Annotated in this window: 27 protein-coding genes; 15 read left to right on the forward strand and 12 right to left on the reverse strand. The window is 41.6% G+C overall.

Features of this window, described 5'->3' with window-relative positions; genetic code table 11:
• Positions 1-101 precede the first annotated feature (101 nt).
• Positions 102-1,256, reverse strand: a complete 1,155-nt coding sequence (gene hemW / locus B2W49_RS07875; protein ID WP_291338688.1) for a radical SAM family heme chaperone HemW — start codon at positions 1,254-1,256, stop codon at positions 102-104.
• A 122-nt stretch (positions 1,257-1,378) separates the two neighbouring features.
• Here hemW and B2W49_RS07880 point away from each other — a divergent pair, with 122 nt between their 5' ends.
• From B2W49_RS07880 to B2W49_RS07890, 3 genes are all read left to right on the forward strand, one after another.
• Positions 1,379-1,840 carry a DMT family transporter gene (locus B2W49_RS07880; RefSeq protein ID WP_291338689.1) on the forward strand — a complete coding sequence of 154 codons (462 nt, stop codon included), beginning with the start codon at positions 1,379-1,381 and terminating at the stop codon, positions 1,838-1,840.
• Positions 1,841-1,878: 38 nt separating this feature from the next.
• On the forward strand, positions 1,879-3,243 hold the full coding sequence (locus B2W49_RS07885) for an MATE family efflux transporter (RefSeq protein WP_291338690.1): 1,365 nt from the start codon (positions 1,879-1,881) through the stop codon (positions 3,241-3,243).
• 143 nt (positions 3,244-3,386) lie between these two features.
• Entirely contained in the window at positions 3,387-4,685 is a 1,299-nt protein-coding gene (locus B2W49_RS07890) for an ABC1 kinase family protein (protein ID WP_291338691.1), read from the forward strand.
• Positions 4,686-4,843: 158 nt separating this feature from the next.
• Here B2W49_RS07890 and B2W49_RS07895 read toward each other — a convergent pair whose 3' ends face one another.
• Both B2W49_RS07895 and B2W49_RS07900 read right to left on the reverse strand, forming a co-directional pair.
• Positions 4,844-5,164, reverse strand: coding sequence for a type II toxin-antitoxin system PemK/MazF family toxin (locus tag B2W49_RS07895; RefSeq protein ID WP_291338692.1), 321 nt, complete (start codon positions 5,162-5,164; stop codon positions 4,844-4,846).
• Positions 5,164-5,445 (reverse strand): type II toxin-antitoxin system RelB/DinJ family antitoxin, encoded by a 282-nt coding sequence (locus B2W49_RS07900; protein ID WP_136144463.1) that lies wholly within the window; start codon positions 5,443-5,445, stop codon positions 5,164-5,166. The genes B2W49_RS07895 and B2W49_RS07900 overlap by 1 nt, the downstream gene beginning before the upstream one ends.
• Positions 5,446-5,723: 278 nt before the next feature.
• Between B2W49_RS07900 and B2W49_RS07905 the strand changes: the two genes are divergently transcribed.
• On the forward strand, positions 5,724-5,972 hold the full coding sequence (locus B2W49_RS07905) for a type B 50S ribosomal protein L31 (protein WP_291338693.1): 249 nt from the start codon (positions 5,724-5,726) through the stop codon (positions 5,970-5,972).
• A 213-nt stretch (positions 5,973-6,185) separates the two neighbouring features.
• Here the strand turns inward: B2W49_RS07905 and crcB are convergent, their stop codons facing one another.
• Complete coding sequence (crcB, locus tag B2W49_RS07910; protein WP_291338694.1) at positions 6,186-6,563, reverse strand: fluoride efflux transporter CrcB; 378 nt, start codon at positions 6,561-6,563, stop codon at positions 6,186-6,188.
• Positions 6,564-6,742: 179 nt separating this feature from the next.
• Between crcB and B2W49_RS07915 the strand changes: the two genes are divergently transcribed.
• Positions 6,743-7,075, forward strand: coding sequence for a HopJ type III effector protein (locus B2W49_RS07915; protein WP_291338695.1), 333 nt, complete (start codon positions 6,743-6,745; stop codon positions 7,073-7,075).
• Positions 7,076-7,247: 172 nt separating this feature from the next.
• Here B2W49_RS07915 and B2W49_RS07920 read toward each other — a convergent pair whose 3' ends face one another.
• Entirely contained in the window at positions 7,248-7,787 is a 540-nt protein-coding gene (locus B2W49_RS07920; protein WP_414630589.1) for a hypothetical protein, read from the reverse strand.
• 197 nt (positions 7,788-7,984) lie between these two features.
• On the opposite strand from B2W49_RS07920, the gene B2W49_RS07925 reads away from it, so the two are divergent.
• Entirely contained in the window at positions 7,985-8,620 is a 636-nt protein-coding gene (locus B2W49_RS07925) for a class I SAM-dependent methyltransferase (protein ID WP_291338697.1), read from the forward strand.
• A gap of 66 nt (positions 8,621-8,686) precedes the next feature.
• On the opposite strand, the gene B2W49_RS07930 is transcribed toward B2W49_RS07925, so the two are convergent.
• Positions 8,687-9,160: a Holliday junction resolvase-like protein gene (locus B2W49_RS07930; RefSeq protein WP_291338698.1), complete on the reverse strand. Its 474-nt coding sequence runs from the start codon at positions 9,158-9,160 to the stop codon at positions 8,687-8,689.
• A 115-nt stretch (positions 9,161-9,275) separates the two neighbouring features.
• Here B2W49_RS07930 and B2W49_RS07935 point away from each other — a divergent pair, with 115 nt between their 5' ends.
• The 4 genes from B2W49_RS07935 (at position 9,276) to B2W49_RS07950 (ending at position 12,508) form a co-directional block, all read left to right on the forward strand.
• Entirely contained in the window at positions 9,276-9,920 is a 645-nt protein-coding gene (locus B2W49_RS07935) for a ParA family protein (protein ID WP_019836190.1), read from the forward strand.
• A gap of 108 nt (positions 9,921-10,028) precedes the next feature.
• The gene (locus B2W49_RS07940) at positions 10,029-11,168 is read left to right on the forward strand and encodes an AI-2E family transporter (protein ID WP_291338699.1); all 1,140 of its coding nucleotides are present in this window, start codon (positions 10,029-10,031) and stop codon (positions 11,166-11,168) included.
• Between the two features lie 163 nt (positions 11,169-11,331).
• The gene (gene sodC, locus B2W49_RS07945; protein WP_291338700.1) at positions 11,332-11,874 is read left to right on the forward strand and encodes a superoxide dismutase [Cu-Zn] SodC; all 543 of its coding nucleotides are present in this window, start codon (positions 11,332-11,334) and stop codon (positions 11,872-11,874) included.
• 337 nt (positions 11,875-12,211) lie between these two features.
• Positions 12,212-12,508: a DUF3817 domain-containing protein gene (locus B2W49_RS07950; protein ID WP_178319400.1), complete on the forward strand. Its 297-nt coding sequence runs from the start codon at positions 12,212-12,214 to the stop codon at positions 12,506-12,508.
• Between the two features lie 123 nt (positions 12,509-12,631).
• Here the strand turns inward: B2W49_RS07950 and B2W49_RS07955 are convergent, their stop codons facing one another.
• The 4 genes from B2W49_RS07955 to B2W49_RS07970 form a co-directional block, all read right to left on the reverse strand.
• The gene (locus B2W49_RS07955; RefSeq protein ID WP_291338701.1) at positions 12,632-13,861 is read right to left on the reverse strand and encodes an MFS transporter; all 1,230 of its coding nucleotides are present in this window, start codon (positions 13,859-13,861) and stop codon (positions 12,632-12,634) included.
• Between the two features lie 169 nt (positions 13,862-14,030).
• Positions 14,031-14,348, reverse strand: coding sequence for a pirin family protein (locus tag B2W49_RS07960; protein WP_414630588.1), 318 nt, complete (start codon positions 14,346-14,348; stop codon positions 14,031-14,033).
• A gap of 133 nt (positions 14,349-14,481) precedes the next feature.
• Entirely contained in the window at positions 14,482-14,853 is a 372-nt protein-coding gene (locus tag B2W49_RS07965; protein ID WP_004974545.1) for a hypothetical protein, read from the reverse strand.
• 184 nt (positions 14,854-15,037) lie between these two features.
• Positions 15,038-16,447, reverse strand: a complete 1,410-nt coding sequence (locus tag B2W49_RS07970) for an FAD-binding oxidoreductase (RefSeq protein ID WP_291338702.1) — start codon at positions 16,445-16,447, stop codon at positions 15,038-15,040.
• 346 nt (positions 16,448-16,793) lie between these two features.
• Between B2W49_RS07970 and serA the strand changes: the two genes are divergently transcribed.
• Complete coding sequence (gene serA, locus B2W49_RS07975; protein ID WP_291338703.1) at positions 16,794-18,026, forward strand: phosphoglycerate dehydrogenase; 1,233 nt, start codon at positions 16,794-16,796, stop codon at positions 18,024-18,026.
• Between the two features lie 160 nt (positions 18,027-18,186).
• Complete coding sequence (locus B2W49_RS07980) at positions 18,187-19,065, forward strand: EamA family transporter (protein ID WP_291338704.1); 879 nt, start codon at positions 18,187-18,189, stop codon at positions 19,063-19,065.
• 20 nt (positions 19,066-19,085) lie between these two features.
• Here B2W49_RS07980 and B2W49_RS07985 read toward each other — a convergent pair whose 3' ends face one another.
• Positions 19,086-19,544, reverse strand: a complete 459-nt coding sequence (locus tag B2W49_RS07985) for a hemerythrin domain-containing protein (RefSeq protein ID WP_291338705.1) — start codon at positions 19,542-19,544, stop codon at positions 19,086-19,088.
• Positions 19,545-19,747: 203 nt separating this feature from the next.
• Positions 19,748-20,653, reverse strand: a complete 906-nt coding sequence (truB, locus tag B2W49_RS07990; protein WP_291338706.1) for a tRNA pseudouridine(55) synthase TruB — start codon at positions 20,651-20,653, stop codon at positions 19,748-19,750.
• Between the two features lie 155 nt (positions 20,654-20,808).
• Between truB and B2W49_RS07995 the strand changes: the two genes are divergently transcribed.
• The 3 genes from B2W49_RS07995 to B2W49_RS08005 all read left to right on the forward strand — a co-directional run bounded on the left by B2W49_RS07995 (position 20,809) and on the right by B2W49_RS08005 (position 24,004).
• A complete protein-coding gene (locus B2W49_RS07995) occupies positions 20,809-21,840 on the forward strand; it encodes a lipase secretion chaperone (RefSeq protein ID WP_291338707.1) in 1,032 nt (343 codons plus the stop codon).
• Between the two features lie 54 nt (positions 21,841-21,894).
• Complete coding sequence (locus B2W49_RS08000; RefSeq protein ID WP_291338708.1) at positions 21,895-22,860, forward strand: lipase family alpha/beta hydrolase; 966 nt, start codon at positions 21,895-21,897, stop codon at positions 22,858-22,860.
• Positions 22,861-23,032: 172 nt separating this feature from the next.
• Positions 23,033-24,004 carry an esterase/lipase family protein gene (locus tag B2W49_RS08005; RefSeq protein ID WP_291338709.1) on the forward strand — a complete coding sequence of 324 codons (972 nt, stop codon included), beginning with the start codon at positions 23,033-23,035 and terminating at the stop codon, positions 24,002-24,004.
• Positions 24,005-24,061: the final 57 nt, after the last annotated feature.

Here is a 24,061-nt window from a genome sequence, read left to right on the forward strand (position 1 = left end):
TAACAAAATTTACCTTAAATAGCATGCAGTGCAAGACACAAGCTGTCGCTCTAGCACAATATTCGATAAGCGTTAGGACAGATGCCTGAGCTGAACTCAAATCACAAAAACGCTTCCAACACCGAATTTAAAAACACATGCCCTTGCGCAGTACATGCCAATCGCTTCGGATCATCCTGCAACAATTGCCGCTGACGCAATGTATTTAAAATATCTTGCAAATCTTCCAAGTTTAAACCTGTTCGCGCAGCATACAAGTTTGCCTCAACTCCATCATTCAGGCGCAGCGCATTCATCATAAATTCAAATGGCAACTCATCGGCTGCAATCACTTTAAACTGCAAGTTTTCCGCAGGTACTTTCGCTAAGTAATCTTTCGGCAAACGGGTTTTTTGGAAACGATAGACGCCATCAGGCAAAGTCACTTTACCATGCGCCCCCGCACCTATCGCCAAATAATCGCCAAACTGCCAATAGTTTAAATTGTGCGCAGACGGCAACTCTTTACGCCATGCAGATACTTCATAATTCACAAAACCTTGTGCTGTTAAATAGGCTTCACCCTGCGCCTGAATTTCTTCCAAGACATCATCTACAGGTAAAATCGGCTGAGTGCGGAAAAACACGGTATTAGGCTCAATGGTCAATTGATACCATGAAATATGCGTTGCACCATGTTCCACTGCCAGTTTTAAATCCTGCAGCGCTTGCTGCAAAGTTTGTTCAGGCAAGCCATGCATTAAATCGACATTAATTCGCTGAAAGCCTGCTTCACGCGCCAAGCCAATTGCAGCAATGGCATCATCATTGGAGTGAATACGCCCTAATTTTTTTAAATGCTCAGTATTGAAACTTTGCACGCCAATTGACAAACGGTTAATCCCTGCAGCCAAATAATCGGTAAAAGGATCATGCTCCACTGTACCTGGATTGGCTTCCAACGTAATTTCGCAGTCATCCTCAAAAGCAAGCACGGCTTTGAGCTGTGTAAATAACCATTGATAACCCTGTGCTGAAATCAGCGAAGGTGTACCACCGCCAATAAAGACACTGTGGATGTTTCGACCCTGCGCAAACTGAGTCTGAGTTTTAAAATCTTCCAGCAAAGCCTGTAGATATTCTTGCTCTAAATCTAAACTCAATTTACCGTCAGGCACAGCATGTGAATTAAAATCACAATACGGGCACTTACGCACGCACCACGGCATGTGGATATATAAGGATAGAGGAATATCAATGGGTTGAAGTGGGTTCAAAGACAGGCTCAATGCAAAATCAAAACAGTGATACAGATTTTAACATGACTACAGCAGGACACCGATGTATTCCCTAGAATTTGCTTTAGACTAGGGTCTATGAAATAAGAAATAATGTGCAAATGATGAAGATATCCAGCCAATTACTCTTAATTTTGCCACTGGCGATGGGCATCGGGATTGCAATGGCATTTCAAACTGCAATCAACAGCCAATTGCGTGAATATTTATATTCTCCGCTACAAGCTGCCCTTTTCTCTTTTTTGGTTGGTACAATAGTTTTAGCCATATTAGTATTTTTTCAGCAAGTCGAGAAACCCAACCTCAGTACCTTGCTCAACATCCCTTGGTATTTATGGATTGGCGGATGTTTAGGGGGTTATGCCATCAGCGTGAGTATTTATAGCGCTCCAAAACTAAGTTTGCTTACTTTGTCTGGGGTGATTATTTTTGGACAAATGGTCACCTCAATGCTGATTGATCATTTTGGGTTCTTGGGCACTGAAAAAGTTGCTATCAACTGGCAACGTCTTTTAGGGAGCGTAGTGATTTTTATTGGTGTGCTTCTCACTTTACAACGCTAATACCCAAACGCTAAGCACCTCATGCATTGAGATTTTTTGTGTCAAATATACATTCTGTGACCACGACCCGTTTCGAATTAAAACAGCTTTTTCAACTGATGATTCCAATTTTGGTCACACAATTTGCGCAAGCAGGTTTAGGTCTGATTGATACCATTATGGCAGGTCATATGTCTGCTACTGACTTAGCTGCTATTGCTGTTGGGGTCGGTTTATGGATGCCCATTATGTTGCTGTTCAGTGGCATTATGATTGCCACCACACCCTTAGTCGCCGAAGCCAAAGGCGCACGTACCCCAGAAAAAATTGCCACCATCGCCCGTCAGTCTTTATGGATTGCATTTATTTTAGGCGTGATTGCGGGGCTGATTTTACAACTCATGCCTGCACTATTGCCGTTATTTGGTGTGCCTGAAAATTTACAGCCCAAAGCAGGCTTATTTTTACATGCCATCGGTTTTGGGATGCCTGCCGTGACCATGTATGCTGCCTTGCGCGGTTATTCCGAAGCATTGGGTTATCCACGCCCTGTGACTGTGATTAGTCTGTTGGCATTGGTTTTATTGGTACCGCTGAACTTTATGTTTATGTATGGCTGGGGGCCTCTACCTGAACTAGGTAGTGCGGGTTGCGGTTTTGCCACTGCCATTTTGCAATGGTTGATGTTCATAAGTTTGGCATTTTATATTTTTAAAAGTCGCGCCTATCAAAGCACACAGGTATTTAGCAAATGGGAAGCGATTAATGCGGTCTGGATAAAACGTATTTTGCTCTTAGGACTGCCAATTGGTTTAGCTATTTTCTTTGAAGTGAGTATATTTAGTACCGCCGCTATTGTGATTAGCCCTTTGGGAGAAACCAAACTGGCAGCCCATCAAATTGCCATGTCCGTGACCTCACAACTGTTTATGATTCCTATGTCGTTGGCAATTGCCCTAACCATTCGTATTGGTACCTATTATGGCGAACAAAATATTCATGCCATGCGTAAAGTACAAGGCTTGGGCTTTGCAACTGCAACTGTATTTGCCTTTTCCACAATGGCACTGATGTGGTTTTTCCGTCCTGAAATCATTTCAATTTACACCCGTGACCTGCAAGTGGCACAAGTGACGATGTCTTTATTAATATTTGCGATTGCCTATCAACTCATGGATGCATGGCAAATCAGCGCGGCAGGTTGTTTGCGTGGCATGCAAGACACTCAGGGCCCAATGTGGATTACCATGCTCGCTTATTGGGTTGTGGCCTTCCCCATTGGCGTGTATTTAACCCGTTACAGCAGTATGGGCGCTGCAGGTGTTTGGGTCGGGCTGATTGTAGGCTTAAGCATTGCCTGCGTGTTGCTCTTAACCCGTTTATATTTCAATAATCAACGACTGGAACGCCAATTTACCTCGTAAATCTCTACCTACACACACATGCCGAAATACATTTTCGGCATATTGATCATTTGATAAAAAATACTTTAACAATTAAAAGTAGGCATTTTGCTCACGAACACTTATGATCAAAAGATAGTAAAGATGATCTTGAGGAACATCGCATGGCAAAAACGGCGCGTACACCCGGTCGTCGCTTTATGAAACTTGCGAGCATGACAGCAAGTATTGCAACCAAAACGGTATCGAACTCGATTAAAAACCTCACCGCAGATGAAGAACAGAAAAATGCGGCACGCAGCCAATTGTTTCAAGATATTGGTATCCAAATTGCTAATACCTTAGGCGAAATGAAAGGTGCGGTGATGAAAATCGGGCAAATTGCCTCGCAATATAAAGATATTTTCCCGCCTGAAGTTGCCAAAGCCATCAGTAAATTACAGCGCCAAGCACCTGCCATGCCTTTTGCTGAAATTAAGGCACAAGTTGAAAAAGAACTCGGCAAACCGCTCGATAAAATTTTTAAACACTTTGATGAAACTCCATTTGCAGCCGCATCTATTGGGCAAGTGCATAAAGCCATTTTGCCCAATGGCGAGCAAGTCGTGGTCAAAGTACAATATCCTGGAGTTGATGAAGCCTGCGAAAGTGACCTGAAACAAGTCCGTTTGGCACTGCGTTTAATGGGCGTACTCAAAATAGACCGTAAATTACAAGACCGTCTATTTCAGGAAATTCAGGAAAGTTTAGACAATGAGCTAAATTACCAGATTGAGGCACAAAACCTTGAAGTGGCGCGTACGTTTCATGCGGCTTTGGATGATAAAATTATTATCCCACAAGTGTTTAAAGACTATTCTTCACGGCATATCCTCACCTTAAGTCTAGAACAAGGTGAAAGTATTGAAACGGCAAGCACATGGTCACAGCGTACCCGCAACACTTTGGGACGACGTTTATTGCGTGCCATGGGTCAAGAAATATTTTATTTAAAACGCTTTCATTGTGACCCGCATCCAGGCAACTTTGCTTTCCGTGAAGATGGTTCAGTCATTATTTACGACTACGGCGGCGTCAAAACTCTATCGAGCGATGTGGTATATCATTTTAAACAACTAATTCATGCCGCACGTGCGCAAGATATTGCTGAAATTGAACAGCATTTAGATGCCTTGCAGGCAATTTCTGCATTGGGTAAATTCCCTGAAGATTTATATTTGCAATGGTTAGAAGTGCTGATGCGTCCGCTAACCACGCATTACGACTTTGCTGAAAATTCTGCCCATCATGATGGCGTTGAGTTGGTCAAATGTTCTTTGAAATATTGGGATGTGTTTAAGCCTTCTCCCGATACCTTAATGGTGAATCGTACTGTTTCAGGGCATTATTGGAATTTAATTCATTTAAAAGTACATGATAATTTAAATGATGTTTTTGAAGAATTAGTTCCACCACGAGCTTAGACTCAACTTTGGACTCAGCAAAGGATGTTGAAAATAAAGCCTAACCTGTTTTATGCCCCGTAACTAAAAATATAATCAAGACAAAAAATCCTCTCAAATGTAGGAGGATTTTTTGTTATCTAAACCGATTCATGCAAGTTGGAACGATGAAATTCAATTTATAGAATTTCAAGGTGTTTGATTAAGCGTGCCAGATCATCGGCAGACAGTTGCCCAATGTAAGTGAGTTGTGTTTTTTGGATAGGCAGCTGATATGTTTGTACTGTATCAATCCACGATGGCTTTTTTAAACCAGCCTGTTGCCAGTTTTTAATTTCCACATATTTGCTTTTAATAAAAGCAGACTTATTTTCGTATTGACTACTTAAACGGAATACAACATAGTCGGTGTCCGTTTGGCGAATATACAACACAGGTCTGGTCTTACCATCGGCAATATCTGTAAAGCCAACATAAGCCCAATAGAGTTGTTGGGTCATTAGTAGCCGCCATCATCTTCTAAAAAAGCAGCAGTATCCGCAGCGCTAGACACTTTTACACTAGGAACATTATGGCTCATAGCGATTAATCTTGCTGTATTCAAATCCTCATCACTCACTTGAGTCGTGACGGGTATTTTGCCAGTTCGAGCAATTTCAGCATAAACCATGCTCATTACAGTGGCAGGCGTCAGACCAACTTTTGTCATAATATATTCTGCCGATTCCATAATTGCCTGATCAACCGTGTATTGAACCCGTTTTTTTACCAATGTTGTCATCATATGCTCCATACACACCACTAAATGCCATTTTATGCCTTAAAATGGCGTAGGTCAAACTTGTTCTTACGATGCCTTTTCACATCAAATAGAAAAAATTATTTAATCTGTGCAGACACTATTCCCTCAATGACAGCCCTTATACAACAGGTTTAAAAAGGGATTGGATAATTTTTGATGTAAAACTCACTAGAAAGAATGCATGTGGGTTTTATTTGCCAAATTAATTGTTATGTTATAACATTTCTCAAAATACACACTCAGTTTGGAGAAATCTCATGCGTCCGAATATCCACCCAGAATATCGTGAAGTTTTATTCCACGACACCAACGCCAATGTCTATTTTGTGATTGGCAGCACCTTGCAAAGCAGCCAAAGTAAAGAATATGAAGGCAAGGTATATCCTTATGTGACTTTAGATATTTCAAGCGCATCGCATCCGTTCTACACAGGTGAACAACGTCAAACCAGTAATGAAGGACGTGTCGCGAGCTTCAATAAACGCTTTGCACGTTTCAAACGCTAAGCTTGAGTTTTATTGCAAAATCTCACAATCACTTCATATTCAGTTAAGTTTTCTGTTTTATATTTTAAACATAGCAAGATTGCTCATCGAAACGATGGGATACCTTCTATCTTCAAAGCCCAAGCACTCTCCTCCAGCTTGGGCTTCTTTTTATGTGTAATTTTTATCTAATGGATTTTTCTACTCAACGATTGATTTGGTACAGACCCTAAGCTAATGTTTTAAAAACTGTTGAATCACATAAAAACCCACTGCCAAAAACATCACTCCCAAAACCACACTGGAAAGCGCATAACTAAACGCCATACCCTGCTGTCCATGTCTGAATAGTTGCCAAGTTTCCAAACCAAAACTAGAAAAAGTGGTAAAGCCACCTAAAACACCCACCATCAGTAATAAACGCGCTTCCTGCTGTAATGCGGGATATTTTTGACTATATGCAAAAAATACACCCGCTAAAAAACAACCGAGTAAATTCACTGTCCACGTGGCCCACGGAAAATGCTGGGTAGATTTAAATAAATACAGGCTGGCGGCATAGCGTAAACTTGCGCCAATTGCACCGCCCATTGCCACCAAAAGCCAATTCATGGTGTATTTAATCCTAATAAAAAAAGTGGGATGAATGAACCATCACCGCACAATTAAAACCTGGTCACACTATACAAGAATCATGATCTTAAATGCGAATTTATACTCAAAAACACATAGACTTTGCCATAAAAATTGCGCTAGTCTGCATGTTATTTTTAGGCGCAATAGAGGACAAGATGGCTCAGGAATTATTGGCTCAACTTGAAGCTGGCACTGCAACATTTTCAGATGTGCTTGGATTTATTGAGGCGCGTTACACCCACACGCCAACTGCTTTCAAAAATGGGCAACAGCTTAACGCTGCCAATGAAAATCAAGGCAGTGCCAAAATATTTTCATTTGCGAAACTCAATGGCTTAGATCAGGCACAGACCCTCAGCCTATTTGCAGAACATTATGCTTCAGTACTTGCAACACCTGAAGGAACTGACCATCAAAATATCCGCCAGTTTATGCAGCACGGTTGGGATGGCGTTCAGTTTGAAACGCTAGCCCTCAGCGCCAAATAAAAGTGATTTTAACTAAAAAAAAACCGCACGAAAGTTAAACCTAATCATGCGGTTTTTTCTTATGGATGTGTATGTTTCACGTGGAGCAAAACTCAAGAAGCTATTTACCGTGTATAAGATACTGTCTCTGCAAGTATCTGCAATTCAAACTCCAAACTTAAAAATCTCACACTCAGCTTTTGACTTTTTCAATCCACTGAATTGAGCTAACCCGAAATACTTCACAAGCACCATCACCCGTATCGGTTGGTGTCAGAGATGACGTCCAAACCAAGTCCTGATCTTTCACTTCAACCAACTCACCTTTTAAACGCACCAAATCACCACGTTTTACTTTTTGAATATCTTTGGCAATTTGGGGATTGGCAGGAATAATGTGCATATTAGATACCATTTGCATGGCTTGTTCTGCAGGCACAGGTAAACGGTCTATTTTCCAATTTAAATAGCGGTCATATTGATTAACTGTGATATGTCGGGCAATTTCAGGCTCGGCAAACAAGCCCCAACTCACCGCATAATCAATCGGAGAAAATTTGGCTTGGGCATCATCTTGATATATTTTTGAACCCAAAATCCGAAAATCACCTTTAAAGGGTTGCAACACTTCAATCGACTGACCTTTCAATACAGGAGGCAGACCTTTGGCAATATTACGCTCGACTGAGGCATAGACAGAACATGGCAAAGCCAAAGTCATTAACAATGCCATGAGTTTTAGCGAAATATGTGTGTTCATTTTAAAGTCTACCTATCAAATTCATCTATCTATATTTATCTTAATCACAGATCATCAATACAATAGTTGAAATTGGTAACAAAATGCAGTCATTAGCTTGTTCTGACATGACAAAAACCCTGTAATTTCAGCTAAGCTTATGGCCGTAAAATCAATAATCAGATCTGCACATGCTCTATAAATTTTATCAAAAACATATTTTCCCGCACTTACTGAATCAGGTCATGCAAACCCCGTCCTTAATGGATTTACGACGTGAGCTTTTATTGGGCGTAGCGGGTGAGGTTTTGGAAATTGGCTTTGGCACGGGTTTGAATTTACCTTTTTATCAAGGTGTAGATACTGTGTATGCCTTAGAACCCAATGCAGCAATTTTCGAATTGGCGCAGCAACGAATTGATGAAACGCCTTTTATTGTTGAGCAGATTACCGCAAGTGCAGAGCAACTGCCTTTTGCAAATAATCAATTGCAGCATGTGGTGTCCACGTGGACCTTGTGCAGTATTCCAGACCTAGAACAAAGCCTGCGAGAGATTTATCGCGTCTTACAACCAGGCGGTACTTTGCACGTTATAGAACACGTTTTAAATCGACAAAATTTGAATATTCAGCGTTTACAACATCTGCTCACGCCTATTCAAAAGAAAGTTGCAGATGGCTGCCACTTAAACCGTGACATTGAAATTACCCTACTTGAAACTGGTTTTGATTTGGGTGAAGTCCAATATATTGATGTTGCAGGTATTCCAAGTCTTGCACAGCGCATGTTATTGGCACGAGTACATAAACCTCATGCAACAGCTTAAGAAAATATTCCCGACCATCTCAGCACACAAAATAAAGAAGAAGATTCGTTGCTGTACGCATCAACTTTAATCACAGTCTTCAAAATCAATCCGAATGGTTTCAAAACGCAGTCTACCCTGCTGAATGGCTTGTGCAATTGCTTGCTGACCTTTAGTCAAACGTGCGCCACCACTTTTAATATCAATCAAGACAATGGCAATATCTTCGGCACGCCCGTCGCCATCCCGATAATCGGTATAGCCATCGAACACAATATAATCAACAGGATCACCTAAAAATTTGGCATCACTGGGTAAATACTGAAATTCAGGCATAATCGGTGCCAATTGCTCTGCCATTTTGCCTTTCAATACCGCACGACTGGTATTCACACTGCGCTTTTGTGCCTGTAATAACGCCTGCTGATGCGCCAATTCAATTTCTGCAATATATTGTTCATACTCGGCTTTAATCCGTCCATTGCGGCTATTGCTTAATATTAAGGTAGTCAGCACCACGCCTATACAAGCACCAATCAGCATTGCCATCCAGATTGACATAAAACCTTCCTAAACCTTATTTGCAGAACTCGATACGACTTTTGTCAACTGTCATATTCCGAGCACAAAACAATGATATGCTAGGGATGAGCAGATTAAAATCGATTCGAGGGTCATGAAAACTATATTAATTGCCAACCAAAAAGGTGGCTGTGGAAAAACCATTACAGCTATTAGTTTAGCATCTGCGCTTGCACAAAAAGGCTATAAAGTTGCTTTGGCGGATGCCGATAACCAAAAATCTGCACTGCAATGGTTAAAACAAAGACCTGAAACAGCCGCTCCAATCCAAAGTTTAGATTGGCGTCATGAAAAGTCGATTGGCGATGCACCCAAAAACATTGAATATTTAATTATTGATGCACCTGGCGCATTATCGGGTGAACATGCTGAGCAATTGATCAGTGAAGCACATGCCATTATCACACCGCTACAACCTTCATTTTTTGACATTGACTCCACCCGTCGCTTTTTAAAGCATTTACAAGATATTAAGCGCATTCGTAAAGGCAAAGTCCAAATTTTATTACTGGCCAACCGCGTTAAACCCAACTCAGCCAGTTCTAAAGATATTCAGGATTTTTTCCAGAAAATTGAGCAACAGCCTGTGGCGTGGATTTCAGAACGTGCCGCTTACGGACAATTGGCCATGCAAGGTCTCAGTATTTTTGATAAAACCCAAAAGACTTATTTACAGATGCAAAACCAATGGCAACCTGTATTAAACACCATTGTAGATGACCCTAGCCAATGGTTTTAAAGCATAGAATCACCACAATTTAGAACTTATTCACCAGAACTTACCAAGCTCTCGTTTTCGGGAGCTTTTTTTTCAGTTAATATGGCACATGACCTTAGGAATGTTTCAGTGAATTCAGTGCAACAGTACGCGCCAACATTACAAAAAATTTTATTGTTTGGACTGTTTTTTGTCCTGATTTTTTTGGGTTTTCACATCCTCAAATACTTCATTGTTCCTGTTGTTTGGGCAGCGATTATTGCCTACATGAGTTGGCCACTGTATCAGTCGGTGATGCGTCTATGTGGTCAGCGTCCTACACTCAGTGCAGCCCTAATGATGCTAATGATCACTTTGGTGGTGGGTATTCCACTCACCTTTGCCATTTTTATTCTGCAACATGAAGGTCGCAATTTATATTACGAATTGCAAAAACAGGTCTTTTCAGGGCATTTAGATGTGCCTGATTTTATCCGTAATTTACCCATTATTGGTAAAGAAGTGACCCGCACCCTTAAAGAAATTAATCACGACCCGAATAGCATTGTGCAGTCTATTTCTTTATGGATTCAGGGGCATTTGAACTACGGAAAGGTGGTCATTAATGAAGTCAGCAAAAACCTGATCAAACTGTGTTTTGCTCTGCTGTCTTTATTCTTTTTCTACCGTGATGGTCACACCATCTTGCATCAAGTCAGCAAAGCTTTAGAAATGGTGATTGGGCCACGTATTCATCACTATTTAGACACTATTTCTGAAACCACACGTGCTGTGGTTTATGGCGTTGGACTCACCGCAATCGCGCAGGCCTTACTCGCAGGCGTAAGCTATTTTGTCGCTGGGGTACCCAATCCGATGGTGCTGACTATTGTGACTTTTTTATTTGCCTTAATTCCGTTTGGCCCGCCACTGGCTTATGGTTCAGTATCTTTATGGTTATTCACCCAAGGGCATACTATGGAAGCCATTGGAGTCATGGCATGGGGCGTGTGTGTGGTCAGCACCGCTGACAACGTGATTCGCCCCTTGGTGATTTCAGGTGCAACCCAAATTCCATTCTTATTGATTATGTTTGGTGTACTGGGTGGCATTGCTAGCTTTGGCCTAATTGGCCTGTTTATTGGCCCTGTTATTTTGGCCGTGTTACTGGCCATTTGGCGTGAATGGTTGCATGAAAATAATCAACCTGAAGCTTTAATGTTGCCGAAAGCCACACTTGCCCACGACCTACCTGAAGACGATTCATCATCCAATTCAAAGCTTGATTAAGCTTTCTTTCTTATCATATTGCTCACATGGCTGTGTTGATCTGAACAAATCAACTCAACACAGTTCATACATTCCACTACGCAAACGTTGTATTGTAACGTGGCTAACTTTGCTTCAATCAAGACATCCCTAAATATTATGCACAACAAACAGGATGTCTTTTATGCGCTCATTACTCCAATTTGCCAGTCTTGCTGCTTTTAGTGGTCTCGCACTCATGGGTTGCAGCACCACCGCGACCACACAAGAAAAATCAAAAATCGTAAAAATGCATGCTGTTTCAGCACAAGGGATTGGCAAAGAATTAGGTACGGTCGAACTGCGTGACAGTGCAGCAGGCTTAGTCATTCACACCCAACTCCAGCAACTCCCTGCGGGTGAACGTGGTTTTCATATCCATGAAAAAGGTTCATGTGCAGCAGCAGAAAAAGATGGAAAAATGGTTGCTGCTTTGGCAGCGGGCGGACATTTTAATCCGAAAAATGTCCCGCATCATGGTACACCACTGACAGGTCATTTAGGTGATTTACCTGCTTTAAGTGTTGCAAGCGATGGAACAGCCAAAGTAACCGTGATTGCACCACGTTTAACATTGGCACACGTTGAAGGATTGGCCTTGATGATTCATGCGGGCGGCGATAACTATGCCGACCATCCAAAACCATTGGGCGGTGGTGGTGAGCGAATCGCCTGTGGGGTCATTTAAACCCGCTTTATACATTTTCAATAAAACATTGATAACCAATTGTGGATAAGTTAAGGGTTATACACATGCCTTTCGACTTATCCGCAAAAAAGTAAAATCATCTTGTTGTGGATTATTCTAAAAATAAGCTCAATGCAGCTCGTCTCGCTTTATATCAGTCGTGTTTCATATCCACACTCACTAATTTTTGAAAAACTTGCTACGAACTAGCAGAAAACAGCTCAATTTTGCAAACATCGTGTCTAACTTATAAATGTGCAGAGATCACAACCGCTCATCTTTGCGAATGTCTAAATTTCAGCTACACTGCATTTTTATCCACTTTAAAAAGATTGGCATGAACATTAAAACATTACGTCTGGTTGGTTTACTCGAAGGTATTTCATTCTTATTGTTGTTATTTATTGCCATGCCAATGAAATATATGTTCGATAACCCAATTTTAGTGAAATATGTAGGTATGGGACACGGCGTATTGTTTATCGCATTTTTAGTGGTGCTTTTTGTGGTTTGTGAAAAACAAAAATGGTCTCTTAAAATGTTTATTTTGGGCTTAATTGCTTCAATTTTACCTTTTGGTCCATTTGTTTTTGATGCCAAATTGAAAAAGATGGAACAACCAGTACAGGCTTAATCTACAAGTCCTTTTCAGCTTTCATCACATTACACATTTTTTATATTTGATTTCTAAATCAAATATTTATAAGCTGATGCCACATCGAATTGTTTTTTTGATGAAGCTGAAAAATTTAAACCCTTAAAACTGCCCTGCAGCAATTCGCTCCTGCATTACCTGTTTCAGCATCATGCGTGGCAAACTAAACCACAGCGTTATCAGCACCAAACAAGCCACACTATACGCCCAAATATCAAATTGAATATATAAAACACGTACCAGTTCAATCACAATAAAAAAGCATAGCATCAATAGCATTGAAACACTGGCAGCAACAGTACCTTTAGACACTTCCGATGACATCAGGGCAAAACGATATAAGACTGAGAAGCTCATTCCCTCACCAAAACTGATCAAGCTCATACCAATCACCAAACACCAAACAAAATAGCTTTGCCAAATTGCCCCCAATACGATCAGCACACTACCCAACAACATTAAAGGTAAACCCATCAAGACTGTTTTGCCTAAAGGTAAACGGTCTATGACTTTCATCAGCACCAGATTGCCTAAAATCAAACCACCCAAAACAGGAAACTGCGCCAAACCGTATTGCAGACTGCTAAAGCCTAAATCTTCAACCAACATCACGGGAGATAACGCAATCCACAACATTAAAGGCATACTCAATAAAGGCAGCGCCAATGTCAGACCTAAGAATCTGGTATTTTGAAAAACTTGCTTAAAATCATCCCACACATCTCGAAATGGACGTTTAGGAATACTTTGCTGAGTTTCAGGCATTTTGGCTTTCAATCCAAACCAACTCAAAAATGCCAACAGTGCTATGCCGATAAAACCCCAATGCCAAGAAACATGCTCAATCATAAATGCACCTAAGACTGGGCCGAGCAAGGGAGCAAGTAAAGAGACGTTCGCCATAAGCGCCATGACTTTAATTGCATCACGTTCTGCAAAGTTTTCCTGAATAGCCGCATAACCGACTGCACTAATGACTGACAAACCAAACCCTTGTAAAAAACGAAGGGCAAGAAAACTTTCAATATTCTGAGTCAATAAGATCAATAAGCAAGTCAGGGTAAAAAATGCCACGCCGCCCAATAATACTTTTTTGCGCCCCAAACGGTCAGAGAGTGGTCCCAATAACCACGCCACACACGCACCACCCAACAAATAAAATGACATGGACGAAGCTGCCCATGCACTACTGACCCCAAAATCTTGGGTGATGGCCAACATTGCGGGTTGAACCAAGTCATTGCCAATATAAACTGCGAACTCAAACAAGACCAAAGCCAAGGGAAACATGAGTGTGGCACGTTGAATGGTATTTTTTTGCTGCTGTGGCATGAATTGTAAAGGGCAAAACGATGCAATTCAGCAGCGTGTAGCCCATGAAATAGAAAATTGAACTGCAGTTTAACAGAGTTGAATGGCAAATTTATGGCGCATTTTTTAAGTCCGTTGAATAAATTGTGGCACTTGTTGTGACATCAGACCAAGTCAGGCATCACTTCCTTCAGCGGGTTAGCGGATAAAACTGCCTGTTTGAATCTCGATGTTCCCATTCACCCTGAAACATTATGAAGAATTTTTCAAAAACCCGATGTGAATGTTCTCTGACACCCTTACTTAATTGTATCGGTTTTAAAGCGCCTGGTCTTAAATGTTCAAGCAGCAAAAAAGGCGATACGGTATTGGCCAATTCATGATGTGAAAATCCCGAGAGCACAGGATAAAAATCACCCACGACAAAAGGGCGATCATTGCGGTGTAAAGATGCTAGAGTTTTGATGCACATGCTGCGCTCGCACGTTTTCGAATAGAATTGAGTCATCCTAAATAAAAACTGTGGATAACATGCGTATTATCCACAAACGCTTTGTTGTATTTTTAGAACAACGTTCAAATTCCATTACAGTCCAATTGTCTGGGTTCACATGCAGGACTCACCTAAGCCCTACAGCAATTTAAGGACATTTTTTGCTTTGGAACGTCTTGGTATTTTTACCGCGTGCACATAAATAAGCGGTTTGCACATCGCCCTGCTGCCATTGTCCATTTATATTTTTAAAGTGATAAATGCTACGAATTGAACGGACTGAATCATCCATTAAGCCTGTTTCAGTAATTTTCACTTCTGCCGCAGTCGGTGCTTCGACACGGTTAAAGTATTGACGAATTTCAACAGTAGCCAATTCTTTACGCAAATCTGGACGTTGTTTTAATACTTGTGCCAAAGGCGTTTCTGCAGGCGTAACTTGCGAAATAATGTTTTGTGTGGTCGCACAACCTGACAACAACGCAACACCTAATGCCGAAACCGTGATTAAACGTAACATAACTCCTCCAAAATGTTGATTATTATTTATGCTTCCATGATGCCCTGTTAGGGCAAAAACGCTAGCATAGAAATGTAAAATTAAAATCTCGGCATAAAAAACGCATCTCCAGGATGCGTTTTTCAATTCAATACAACTAATTCACAAAAATCAGGTCACTCAAATAAATGAAAGACGCTAGGAATTACAAATCAAATAATTTGCCTGGATTCATGATGCCTTGAGGGTCAAACACCTTTTTTAGCGCTTTCATATATTCAATTTCTTCAACCGAGCGAGAATATTCCAAATATGGTTTTTTGGTCATCCCCACACCGTGTTCAGCAGAAATTGAACCATCATATTTCTTCACTGTGTCAAACACGTACTTGTTCACCACCTGACATTTAGCAAAGAATTCGTCTTTGCTTAAATCGGCAGGTTTTAGAATATTCAGGTGCAAGTTACCGTCACCAATGTGTCCAAACCAGCAAATTTCAAAGTCAGGATAGTTTTCTGCCACAATTGCATCAATTTCCTGAATAAATGCAGGAACATGAGTAATCAATACTGAAATATCATTTTTGTATGGAATAAACGGTGCAATCGACTCAGAAATGTCTTCACGCAAACGCCATAAGCTTTCAACTTGGTCTAGGCTTTGGCTCAATACACCATCCATCACCCAGCCTTGTTCCATACAGTGTTCGAAAATTTCCATCGCCTTGTCCATAATTGGCTCAAATGGCGCTTCAAATTCAAGCAACACGTAAAATGGACATTGGGTTTCAAATGGACGTTGCACATGACCATGATCCAAGACTTTTTGCATCGCCAATTCCCCAAAGAATTCAAATGCAGTCAGATCAATTTTGGCTTGGAAGGCGTGTAATACAGGCATCACTGAATTAAAATCAGGTACGCCCAACACCATCACTTGTAAAGCTTGCGGTTGGCGTTCTAGCTTAATTTCTGCTTCGGTCACTAAACCGAGTGTACCTTCCCCACCAATAAATAAATGTTGCAGCGCATAACCCGTTGCATTTTTGATCATGCCTTTGTTCAGACGAAGGATGTCACCCTTACCTGTCACTACAGTTAGGCCCAACACCCAGTTACGAGTCATGCCGTATTTAATAACTTTAATACCGCCTGCGTTGGTGCCGATATTACCGCCAATTTGTGAAGAACCTGAAGAGGCAAAATCGACTGGATAATACATGCCTTGTTCTTCGGCATAGTTTTGTAGTTGCTCAGTCACCACACCCGCTTGGACACGCACCATACGGTCTGCTGGGAAAAATTCCAAGATTTGGTTCATCTTGTCCATGCTTACGACAATTTCACCATTGGCTGCGACTGCACCCGCAGATAAACCTGTACGCCCGCCCGATGGGGTAATTGCAACATTAAATTGATTCGCCAGTTTTACAATGGCTTGCACTTGCTCTGTGCTGGATGGAAAAACGATGACCGATGGATTCGGATCAAAATGCTTTGTATGGTCACGACCCCAGTTTTTGAGGCTATCGGCATCCGTTTTTATACGGTTTTCACCGACTATTGCCGTTAATTGGGTCAATAACTCTGGGGTTAAAGCGACTGGAGCATTCATCGTTTGCAGACCTAGCTAGAATTAAACAGGAAGAAAAGCGACTGTCTGCATTTCTTGATCTAATTGAAGATGAAGATGCTGCAGACTAAATATGTGCATCAAAGCAACAGCGTGGTTGGCTTTCATGTGTGACACTTATTATAAGCGATTTTTTTGAAAAACCTGTGAATATTGGCAATTCCGATAATATAACGTGGTAGCAACAGGACAATTTTAGGCAATATTTCTGAAAGAGATTATATCTGACAAAAAATACCTGCACTCTTGGTCATAAAGGAAATGTATATCGACGCATCTCCTATGTTATCATACCGCCACTAAATTTGGCCTTTGTAGCGGAGCCGTAATGAGCCAACATCTTTCACTACCTAAAGATAAAATTCGTTTCTTGTTGTTAGAAGGCGTACACCAGAACGCAATCGACGTGTTAAATGCAGCGGGTTATACCAACATCGATTATCGTAAAACGGCGCTTGAGGGCGATGCGTTAAAAGAAGCGGTTAAAGATGCGCATTTCATTGGAATTCGTTCACGTACGCAACTGACTGAAGAAGTTTTTGAAGCTGCGAACAAACTGATTGCGGTAGGTTGTTTCTGTATTGGTACCAACCAAGTGAACTTAACTGCAGCAATGCAACGTGGTATTCCAGTTTTCAATGCCCCTTATTCAAACACCCGTTCGGTTGCAGAATTGGTATTGGCTGAAGCAATTTTATTGCTACGTCGCGTTCCTGAAAAATCAACCGATACACATGCAGGTGGCTGGAACAAATCGGCTGTAGGTTCATTTGAAACACGTGGTAAAACTTTAGGTATCGTGGGTTATGGTTCAATTGGTTCTCAACTTTCAGTTTTAGCTGAAAGCTTGGGTATGCACGTAATTTATTATGATGCGGTGACCAAATTACCTTTAGGTAATGCACGTCAAGTTGGCTCTATGGGCGAATTATTGGCAAATGCTGACGTCGTTTCTTTACACGTTCCAGATGTGCCATCTACCCGCAATTTCATGACAAAAGAACAATTTGCACAAATGAAAGAAGGCGCAATTTTCATTAATGCGGCACGTGGTACCTGTGTCGTGATTGAAGATTTGGCAGATGCGATCAAGTCTGGTCATATTGCAGGAGCTGCAGTTGACGTATTCCCGAAAGAACCAAAAGCCAATGGTGAAGAATTTGTTTCTCCACTACGCAACCTACCAAACGTGATTTTAACACCGCACGTAGGTGGTTCAACTATGGAAGCGCAAGCGAACATTGGTTTAGAAGTAGCAGAGAAATTTATTGCATATTCAGATAAAGGTATGACTTTGTCTGCAGTAAACTTCCCTGAAATTGCACTACCATTGACTGAAGGCAAGCACCGTTTATTGCACATTCACCAAAATATCCCAGGTGTATTGTCTAAAATCAACAACTTGTTTGCTGAACACGGCATCAACATCTCTGGTCAGTCACTTATGACTAAAGGTGATGTCGGTTATTTAGTGATGGATGTTGATGCAACTGCATCCAAAGAAGCACTAGATACTTTACAAGAAGTTGAAGGCACAATTCGCGTACGTGTCTTGTTCTAAGACCACACGCTGATGCTACAAAAAACCACAGTCTTAGCACTGTGGTTTTTTATGCATGATCTATGAGCATAATCTTGAGTTACCACAACCCTGTATTTTTAAACTTGCTATAATCTGCCTGACTTTCTCATTTCCACACTGTTGAGTATTTTCCTGCCCCATGCCAAACGCCCAACTCACTGCGGTGTTGTTCATGGTTTTATCCATGATCTCCTATCAAATCAGTGCATCTTTTGCCAAACAATTGTTTCAAATGCTTGACCCGCTCACTGTGACAATTTTACGGCTAAGTTTTGCCAGTGTCATTGTGGCAATCATGTTTCGCTCATGGCAAATTCTGTCACGGCTCGCACATTTAAAATGGCGTGACTTATTGTGCTATAGCGCAGCCTTAGGCTTAATGAATATTCTGTTTTATTTGTCTTTGGGCAAATTACCCCAAGGTATTGCAGTGGGTTTGGAGTTTGTCGGACCTTTAGGCTTGGCTTTATTGTCCATTCAAAACCGTAAAGATTATGTCTGGGTAGTGTTGGCAATTTTAGGCATTATTTTTATGGTACCTTGGGGACAAGCACAGGGAGATCATTTTAGTCTGTTTGGTGTAGCATGTGCCTTAGGTGCAGGATTATGTTGGGCTTTTTATATTTATTTTGGGCAAAAAGTGGTTCAACAAAATATTGGCATGCATGCGCTGACCATCGCCATCAGTATTTCAGCTTTAGCTTTAATTCCCTTCGGGCTGTACAACAATGCCCCTGCCCTGTTTGAAACTCAATATTGGGGCAAAGCACTTGCTATTGCAGTGCTCGCTACTGCCATTCCTTATGCTTTAGATTTACAAGCGCTGAAACAACTCAGCAAAATGAGCTATGGCACACTGTCCAGTTTATCTCCCGCTTTAGCCGCACTGACAGGCTTGGTTTTATTGGGTGAGAAAATCACCAGCCTGCAATGGCTGGCTTTATGCTGCATTATGCTGGCTTCGGTTGGTGTAACCTTAAGAGCCGTGAAAAAGTCCAAACAGTCACACAGTGCTTAAATGGCATTTTGAATGAAAACTTAAACCAAACTGTCTTTAGACATCTGTTGATATTTTTCATATTCTGCCAAATATTGCTTGGCTAGACTTTGTTTTTGCTGCTCAGACAAAATTTTGCCTGCTTGCTGAAAAAAACCATGTTCTTCTTCTTTTAAATGATGATGCACTTTATCTGACAGTTGCTTTGCAATGGCCAGCCAACCCGTATTACTCATTTCAGTTTCGGTTAATTGTTCGAGTAATTCATCCATTTGATGATGCTCTGCCAAAGCATGGCGAGTGATATTTAAACCTGCATCCGTCATCATTAAAGGAATATAAAAATAGCGATCTTCTGCCACAGCATGCGCGAATAATTCATTTTTAAGTTGGTCAAATATCGCTCTGCGTTCAGGACTATCCCCTGAAGTTTGCGTCAGTTGGCGGGCTAAGTCTCGTTGAATGTCGTGACTTTGGCGTAAAGCTTCAAAAATATTCATATGCAGACCTCTTGTTTTAAACCGATGCTGGCTGGCAAGTGATGTCACTGGCTGACGCAACGCTCGGTTTTATTGTCGGTTTTTAATTTCAGTTTTTAGCTCTAATTACTGTATAGGGCATGGCGCTGAAATCCTGCAAAGATTTGTATAAAAAGCTTTAATTGACTCACCCAGTTTATTCAAGTTATGTATCTGAACAGAATTTAAAGATTTAAAACCCGTTTCGGTACCAAGCGTTTTTTATCTGTAATTTCAGCCAAACCTAAACACTTCTCACCGTCAAAGACCAACACTTGCGTTACGGCAGGATGGTCAATATTACTTTCCATGCCACGACTAAAATATTCAGCGCGTCCTTCAGGGACTTGAATGTGGAGAAAATGCTGCACAGGCGCATACGCAGGCAGCAATAAAGCCTCACGCTCTGCTTCACTTAAACTTTCCAAATATTCAATGCTGTAGCTCGGAATCAGGTCAAAATGTCCCGTTTTAATCCGATGTAAATAAGTCAAATGTCCATAAGTGCCCAAGGCTTTAGCAATGTCTTCACCTAAAACACGAATATAGGTGCCTTTAGAGCAAGTCACATCCAAAGTCATGCTCTGTTCAGTAAAAGATAGCAACTCAATGGCATAAATGGTGACTGGACGCGCTTCGCGTTCAATTTCAATGCCTTGTCGTGCCAACTCATACAACGGACGCCCTTCTTTTTTTAAGGCAGAATACATCGGCGGAACTTGCATAATATCGCCCTGAAATTGTGCCAATACCTGCTCAATGCACTCTTGGCTCAATGCAGGAACTGCCTGCTGCAACAACACTTCCCCTTCCACATCTCCCGTGGTGGTGCTATGTCCCAATTGAATGGTGGTTTGATAGCGTTTCACAGAATCGAGTAAATAGTGCGAAAATTTGGTTGCTTCGCCCAAACAAATCGGCAGTAAGCCCGAAGCCAATGGGTCTAATGCCCCCGTATGCCCTGCTTTTTGCGCCCGATATAACCAGCGCACTTTTTGTAATGCTGCATTGGAACTGATGCCCAAAGGCTTATTCAATAAAAATACACCACTAATGGCACGACGCTGGATTTTTGAAGCAGATGATTTCATAACATAGACACGTCTTAAAGCTGCCGCAATACTATCAACCGCTTGTCTAGTTTTACAACTTTTCTGTTGTTTTTTTTGCTCTTTTGTTTCAGAATAAATTGAGTTCAGTCATATGAACCCAACAAAAAATACAATAGGGATGTTAGGCATAGGATATGCAAAAAAAGAAATTATGGCTCATTTTCGCCGTGATCATCGTTGTCATTCTTGGTTTTCTCATTTGGCTCGCACCCAATCCAACTGTTGGCTCAAACCAAGGGCCGATTAGCTCTAGTGCTCAAAATACGACAGGCTTACCACCCGCAGCGTCAGACTTGCCACATGCATCGGGGCTGCCTTTTGTCAGCAACAGCCAACAGGACACCGAGATCAACTGCCAACTGGTGCTCGACCAAAGTAATCGCTTAGTTGTCAATGAACAGACTCGTAATTGTTTTGAATATTTTATTACCCAATATGGTGAAAAAAATATTGATCAGATCAAGCAAGATTTTAAAGCCTATATGCAGCAAGGTTATAAAGAACCTGCGCTTAAGCAGATTTTAGATCTTTGGACTCGTTATTTAGATTATCGTGTGCAATTGGGGAGCCTGAAGGAGCCAAGCCTAAATAAAGAAGACCCTGAGTACTATCGTACAATTTTTGCTTCGATGAAAACCCTACGTAGCCAGTTCTTTTCCGACTATGAAATCGAAGGCCTCTTTGGCGCTGAAAATATCTACCATGAATATACCTTAGACCGCATGAGCATCATGGCAGATCAGTCCCTGACTGAAGTACAAAAAGCGCAGAAACTGAAAGAACTGTTTGCTCAACTGCCCGAAGATTGGAAAGAAAATCTAGAACAACTCTCCAAACTCGAAGATCTGCGTAAACTGACCTCAGATATTAAGGCGCGAGGCGGTTCTGCCGAAGAAATTCGCCAAATGCGCCAGAATCTTGTCGGTGCCGAAGCGACCATACGCCTAGAAAAACTCGACCAAGATCGAAACAATTGGAAATCTCGGGTCAATACTTACTTAGAACAACGCGACATCATTCTTAAAAGCAATATGAATCAAGATGCGCAGCAGCAAGCTATTCAAAAACTACGTGATCAACAGTTTAATAATTCACAAGAACAACTTCGACTAGGAGCCTTTGAAACTACGCATGACACAGGAGGAAAACCTCCGTTCGCAGATTAAAGCTATACCGTGTTTGACTTTTTCAGGATGAAAAAAATGTTTATAACGAAAAGAATGATACAAACTATGTCACTCTTAGGTCTGGTTACCAGCCTTGGACTCAGCGCAACTACAGCCACAGCTGGATTACAGACGGTGACTGCAAGCGTAAAAAGTAATTATGCTCAAACTAAATATCCATTGCTATTTACCCATGGCATGTTTGGGTTCAGCCGAGTGGGGGTTGCCGAATTTGGACTAGATTACTGGTATCAAATTTTACCCGACTTGGCTCGAAATGGCGCAACCACCTTTGCAGCACAAATTTCCCCTTTAGAATCAACTGAAGTACGGGGTGAGCAGTTACTACAACAAGTTGAAGAGGTCATCGCCCTGACAGGCAAGCCCAAAGTTAATTTGATTGGACATAGCCATGGCGGACCAACCATTCGCTATGTAGAAGCAGTTAAACCGCAATATGTGGCCTCACTGACAGGTGTGGGAGCAACATTTAGAGGTTCTAAAGTGGCAGACCAGCTTCTTGCCAATCAAGGTGGAACACAACTGCTCAGTCTAGCGGCGGATCATATTATTGGTCCTATGCTTGCTTATGGGCAAAGTAACCCTGCCTTAAAAAGTAATTTAACAGCATCACTCACCTCAATTAGCGAGCAAGGTTCCCATGTTTTTAATCAGAAATATCCAACAACAGCGCTGGCTTCAGACTGTAACAAGAGCGGTGCAACATCCAGCAATGGCGTGTATTACTATTCTTGGACTGGCACGTCTCAAGTCACGAACATTCTCGATGTTGCAGACAGTGCGATCTCACTGTTGGGGCCTTTGGCCTATGGCCATTTAGACAATGATGGTTTAGTGGCACGCTGTAGTACACACTTCGGTAAAGTCATCCGTGATAACTATGACTGGAACCATCTAGATGAGGTCAACCAAGTTATGGGGCTACGTGGACTATTTAGCGCAGACCCTGTTGATGTCTATCGCCAACATGCCAATCGCTTAAAACTTCAAGGACTCTAGTTCTATTTTTCCCTTCGAATCTTTAACGTTTCGGAGGGATGTCTCCTAGAATTATCCAGTTACAAACTGTATTTCATTTAATCGGATTTCTCCACGCTCCTCCTCTCTCACCTTTATACTCATTTTGACAACTTAAATTGTCGTCATAAAAAATAAAAAACGAGGATGATCAATGAAATATAGATTATTGATAGCTGGACTGCTGTCGACCTGCGCACTTGCTGCTACACAAACGCAAGCAGCTGCTTCACAAATTAAATCAAACTACGTTGCCTCTAATTATGCAAAGACCAAATACCCTTTGGTTTTTGCACATGGTATAGGTGGCTGGATTCGAGCAGGAACCGATGAACTTGGTGTGGATTACTGGTATCAAATCTTGCCAGATTTAGCCCGTAACGGTGCAAACGCATGGGCAACACGCGTTTCTCCATTCAACACATCTGAAGTTCGTGGTGAACAACTGCTGCAACAAGTTGATGAAATCTTAGCGATTACAGGAGCACCCAAAGTCAATTTGCTTGGTCATAGTCACGGCGGACATAGTATTGCTTATGTCTCTAATGTTATGCCCAATAAAATCGCGTCTGCAACAGCCATTTCTAGTCCTTTAAAAGGCTCTCCTGTGGCGGATTTGATTATTTCCGCGCAAGGTACGCCGCTAGAACAACCGCTGGTAGGCTTAATCAACTTTGGGTCCAAGGCTATTGTTTGGGCACAACAGCAAGATCCGAACTCACTTCCACATGATGCACTCGGTGCGGGTAAAAGCTTAAGTCAAGCTGGTTCTATAGCTTTTGCACAGAAATATCCACTGGGTATGCCAAAAACAAGCTGTGGTGAAGGTTTAGCGAAAGAAAATGGAGTTTATTTTTACTCTTTCTCTGGCAACTCAACCTTGACGAACGTACTTGATCCAGACTCATTATTGGGTGCAACAGGCTTACTCATGCAAGCGCCTAATGATAATGATGGCTTAGTCTCACGTTGTAGTGCCAAGTATGGCAAGACCGTGCGCGATAACTATAATTGGAACCACTTAGATGTGATTAACCAGTTCTTTGGACTACGTTCTATTTTTGCCCCAGATCCTGTCGATGTCTACCGCCAGCATGCTAACCGCCTAAAACTACAAGGCTTATAAATTCCAATAGCAAACATAAAAAAATGCGCCTAAGCGGCGCATTTTTTAGCTGTAACG

Source organism: Acinetobacter sp. UBA801, from assembly GCA_002296655.1.
GTDB lineage: Bacteria > Pseudomonadota > Gammaproteobacteria > Pseudomonadales > Moraxellaceae > Acinetobacter.

Excerpts from the sequence above, each read along its gene's own strand:
- serA (WP_291338703.1), top strand. The coding sequence starts at position 16,794 with ATGAGCCAACATCTTTCACTACCTAAAGATAAAATTCGTTTCTTGTTG.
- B2W49_RS07905 (WP_291338693.1), top strand. The coding sequence starts at position 5,724 with ATGCGTCCGAATATCCACCCAGAATATCGTGAAGTTTTATTCCACGAC.
- B2W49_RS07930 (WP_291338698.1), bottom strand. The coding sequence starts at position 9,160 with ATGTCAATCTGGATGGCAATGCTGATTGGTGCTTGTATAGGCGTGGTG.
- B2W49_RS07890 (WP_291338691.1), top strand. The coding sequence starts at position 3,387 with ATGGCAAAAACGGCGCGTACACCCGGTCGTCGCTTTATGAAACTTGCG.
- B2W49_RS07950 (WP_178319400.1), top strand. The coding sequence starts at position 12,212 with ATGAACATTAAAACATTACGTCTGGTTGGTTTACTCGAAGGTATTTCA.
- B2W49_RS07960 (WP_414630588.1), bottom strand. The coding sequence starts at position 14,348 with ATGACTCAATTCTATTCGAAAACGTGCGAGCGCAGCATGTGCATCAAA.
- B2W49_RS08005 (WP_291338709.1), top strand. The coding sequence starts at position 23,033 with ATGAAATATAGATTATTGATAGCTGGACTGCTGTCGACCTGCGCACTT.
- B2W49_RS07980 (WP_291338704.1), top strand. The coding sequence starts at position 18,187 with ATGCCAAACGCCCAACTCACTGCGGTGTTGTTCATGGTTTTATCCATG.
- B2W49_RS07925 (WP_291338697.1), top strand. The coding sequence starts at position 7,985 with ATGCTCTATAAATTTTATCAAAAACATATTTTCCCGCACTTACTGAAT.
- B2W49_RS07985 (WP_291338705.1), bottom strand. The coding sequence starts at position 19,544 with ATGAATATTTTTGAAGCTTTACGCCAAAGTCACGACATTCAACGAGAC.
- B2W49_RS07995 (WP_291338707.1), top strand. The coding sequence starts at position 20,809 with ATGCAAAAAAAGAAATTATGGCTCATTTTCGCCGTGATCATCGTTGTC.
- truB (WP_291338706.1), bottom strand. The coding sequence starts at position 20,653 with ATGAAATCATCTGCTTCAAAAATCCAGCGTCGTGCCATTAGTGGTGTA.
- B2W49_RS07965 (WP_004974545.1), bottom strand. The coding sequence starts at position 14,853 with ATGTTACGTTTAATCACGGTTTCGGCATTAGGTGTTGCGTTGTTGTCA.
- B2W49_RS08000 (WP_291338708.1), top strand. The coding sequence starts at position 21,895 with ATGATACAAACTATGTCACTCTTAGGTCTGGTTACCAGCCTTGGACTC.
- B2W49_RS07970 (WP_291338702.1), bottom strand. The coding sequence starts at position 16,447 with ATGAATGCTCCAGTCGCTTTAACCCCAGAGTTATTGACCCAATTAACG.
- B2W49_RS07935 (WP_019836190.1), top strand. The coding sequence starts at position 9,276 with ATGAAAACTATATTAATTGCCAACCAAAAAGGTGGCTGTGGAAAAACC.
- B2W49_RS07900 (WP_136144463.1), bottom strand. The coding sequence starts at position 5,445 with ATGACAACATTGGTAAAAAAACGGGTTCAATACACGGTTGATCAGGCA.
- B2W49_RS07880 (WP_291338689.1), top strand. The coding sequence starts at position 1,379 with ATGATGAAGATATCCAGCCAATTACTCTTAATTTTGCCACTGGCGATG.
- sodC (WP_291338700.1), top strand. The coding sequence starts at position 11,332 with ATGCGCTCATTACTCCAATTTGCCAGTCTTGCTGCTTTTAGTGGTCTC.
- B2W49_RS07895 (WP_291338692.1), bottom strand. The coding sequence starts at position 5,164 with ATGACCCAACAACTCTATTGGGCTTATGTTGGCTTTACAGATATTGCC.
- crcB (WP_291338694.1), bottom strand. The coding sequence starts at position 6,563 with ATGAATTGGCTTTTGGTGGCAATGGGCGGTGCAATTGGCGCAAGTTTA.
- B2W49_RS07955 (WP_291338701.1), bottom strand. The coding sequence starts at position 13,861 with ATGCCACAGCAGCAAAAAAATACCATTCAACGTGCCACACTCATGTTT.
- B2W49_RS07920 (WP_414630589.1), bottom strand. The coding sequence starts at position 7,787 with ATGGCATTGTTAATGACTTTGGCTTTGCCATGTTCTGTCTATGCCTCA.
- B2W49_RS07915 (WP_291338695.1), top strand. The coding sequence starts at position 6,743 with ATGGCTCAGGAATTATTGGCTCAACTTGAAGCTGGCACTGCAACATTT.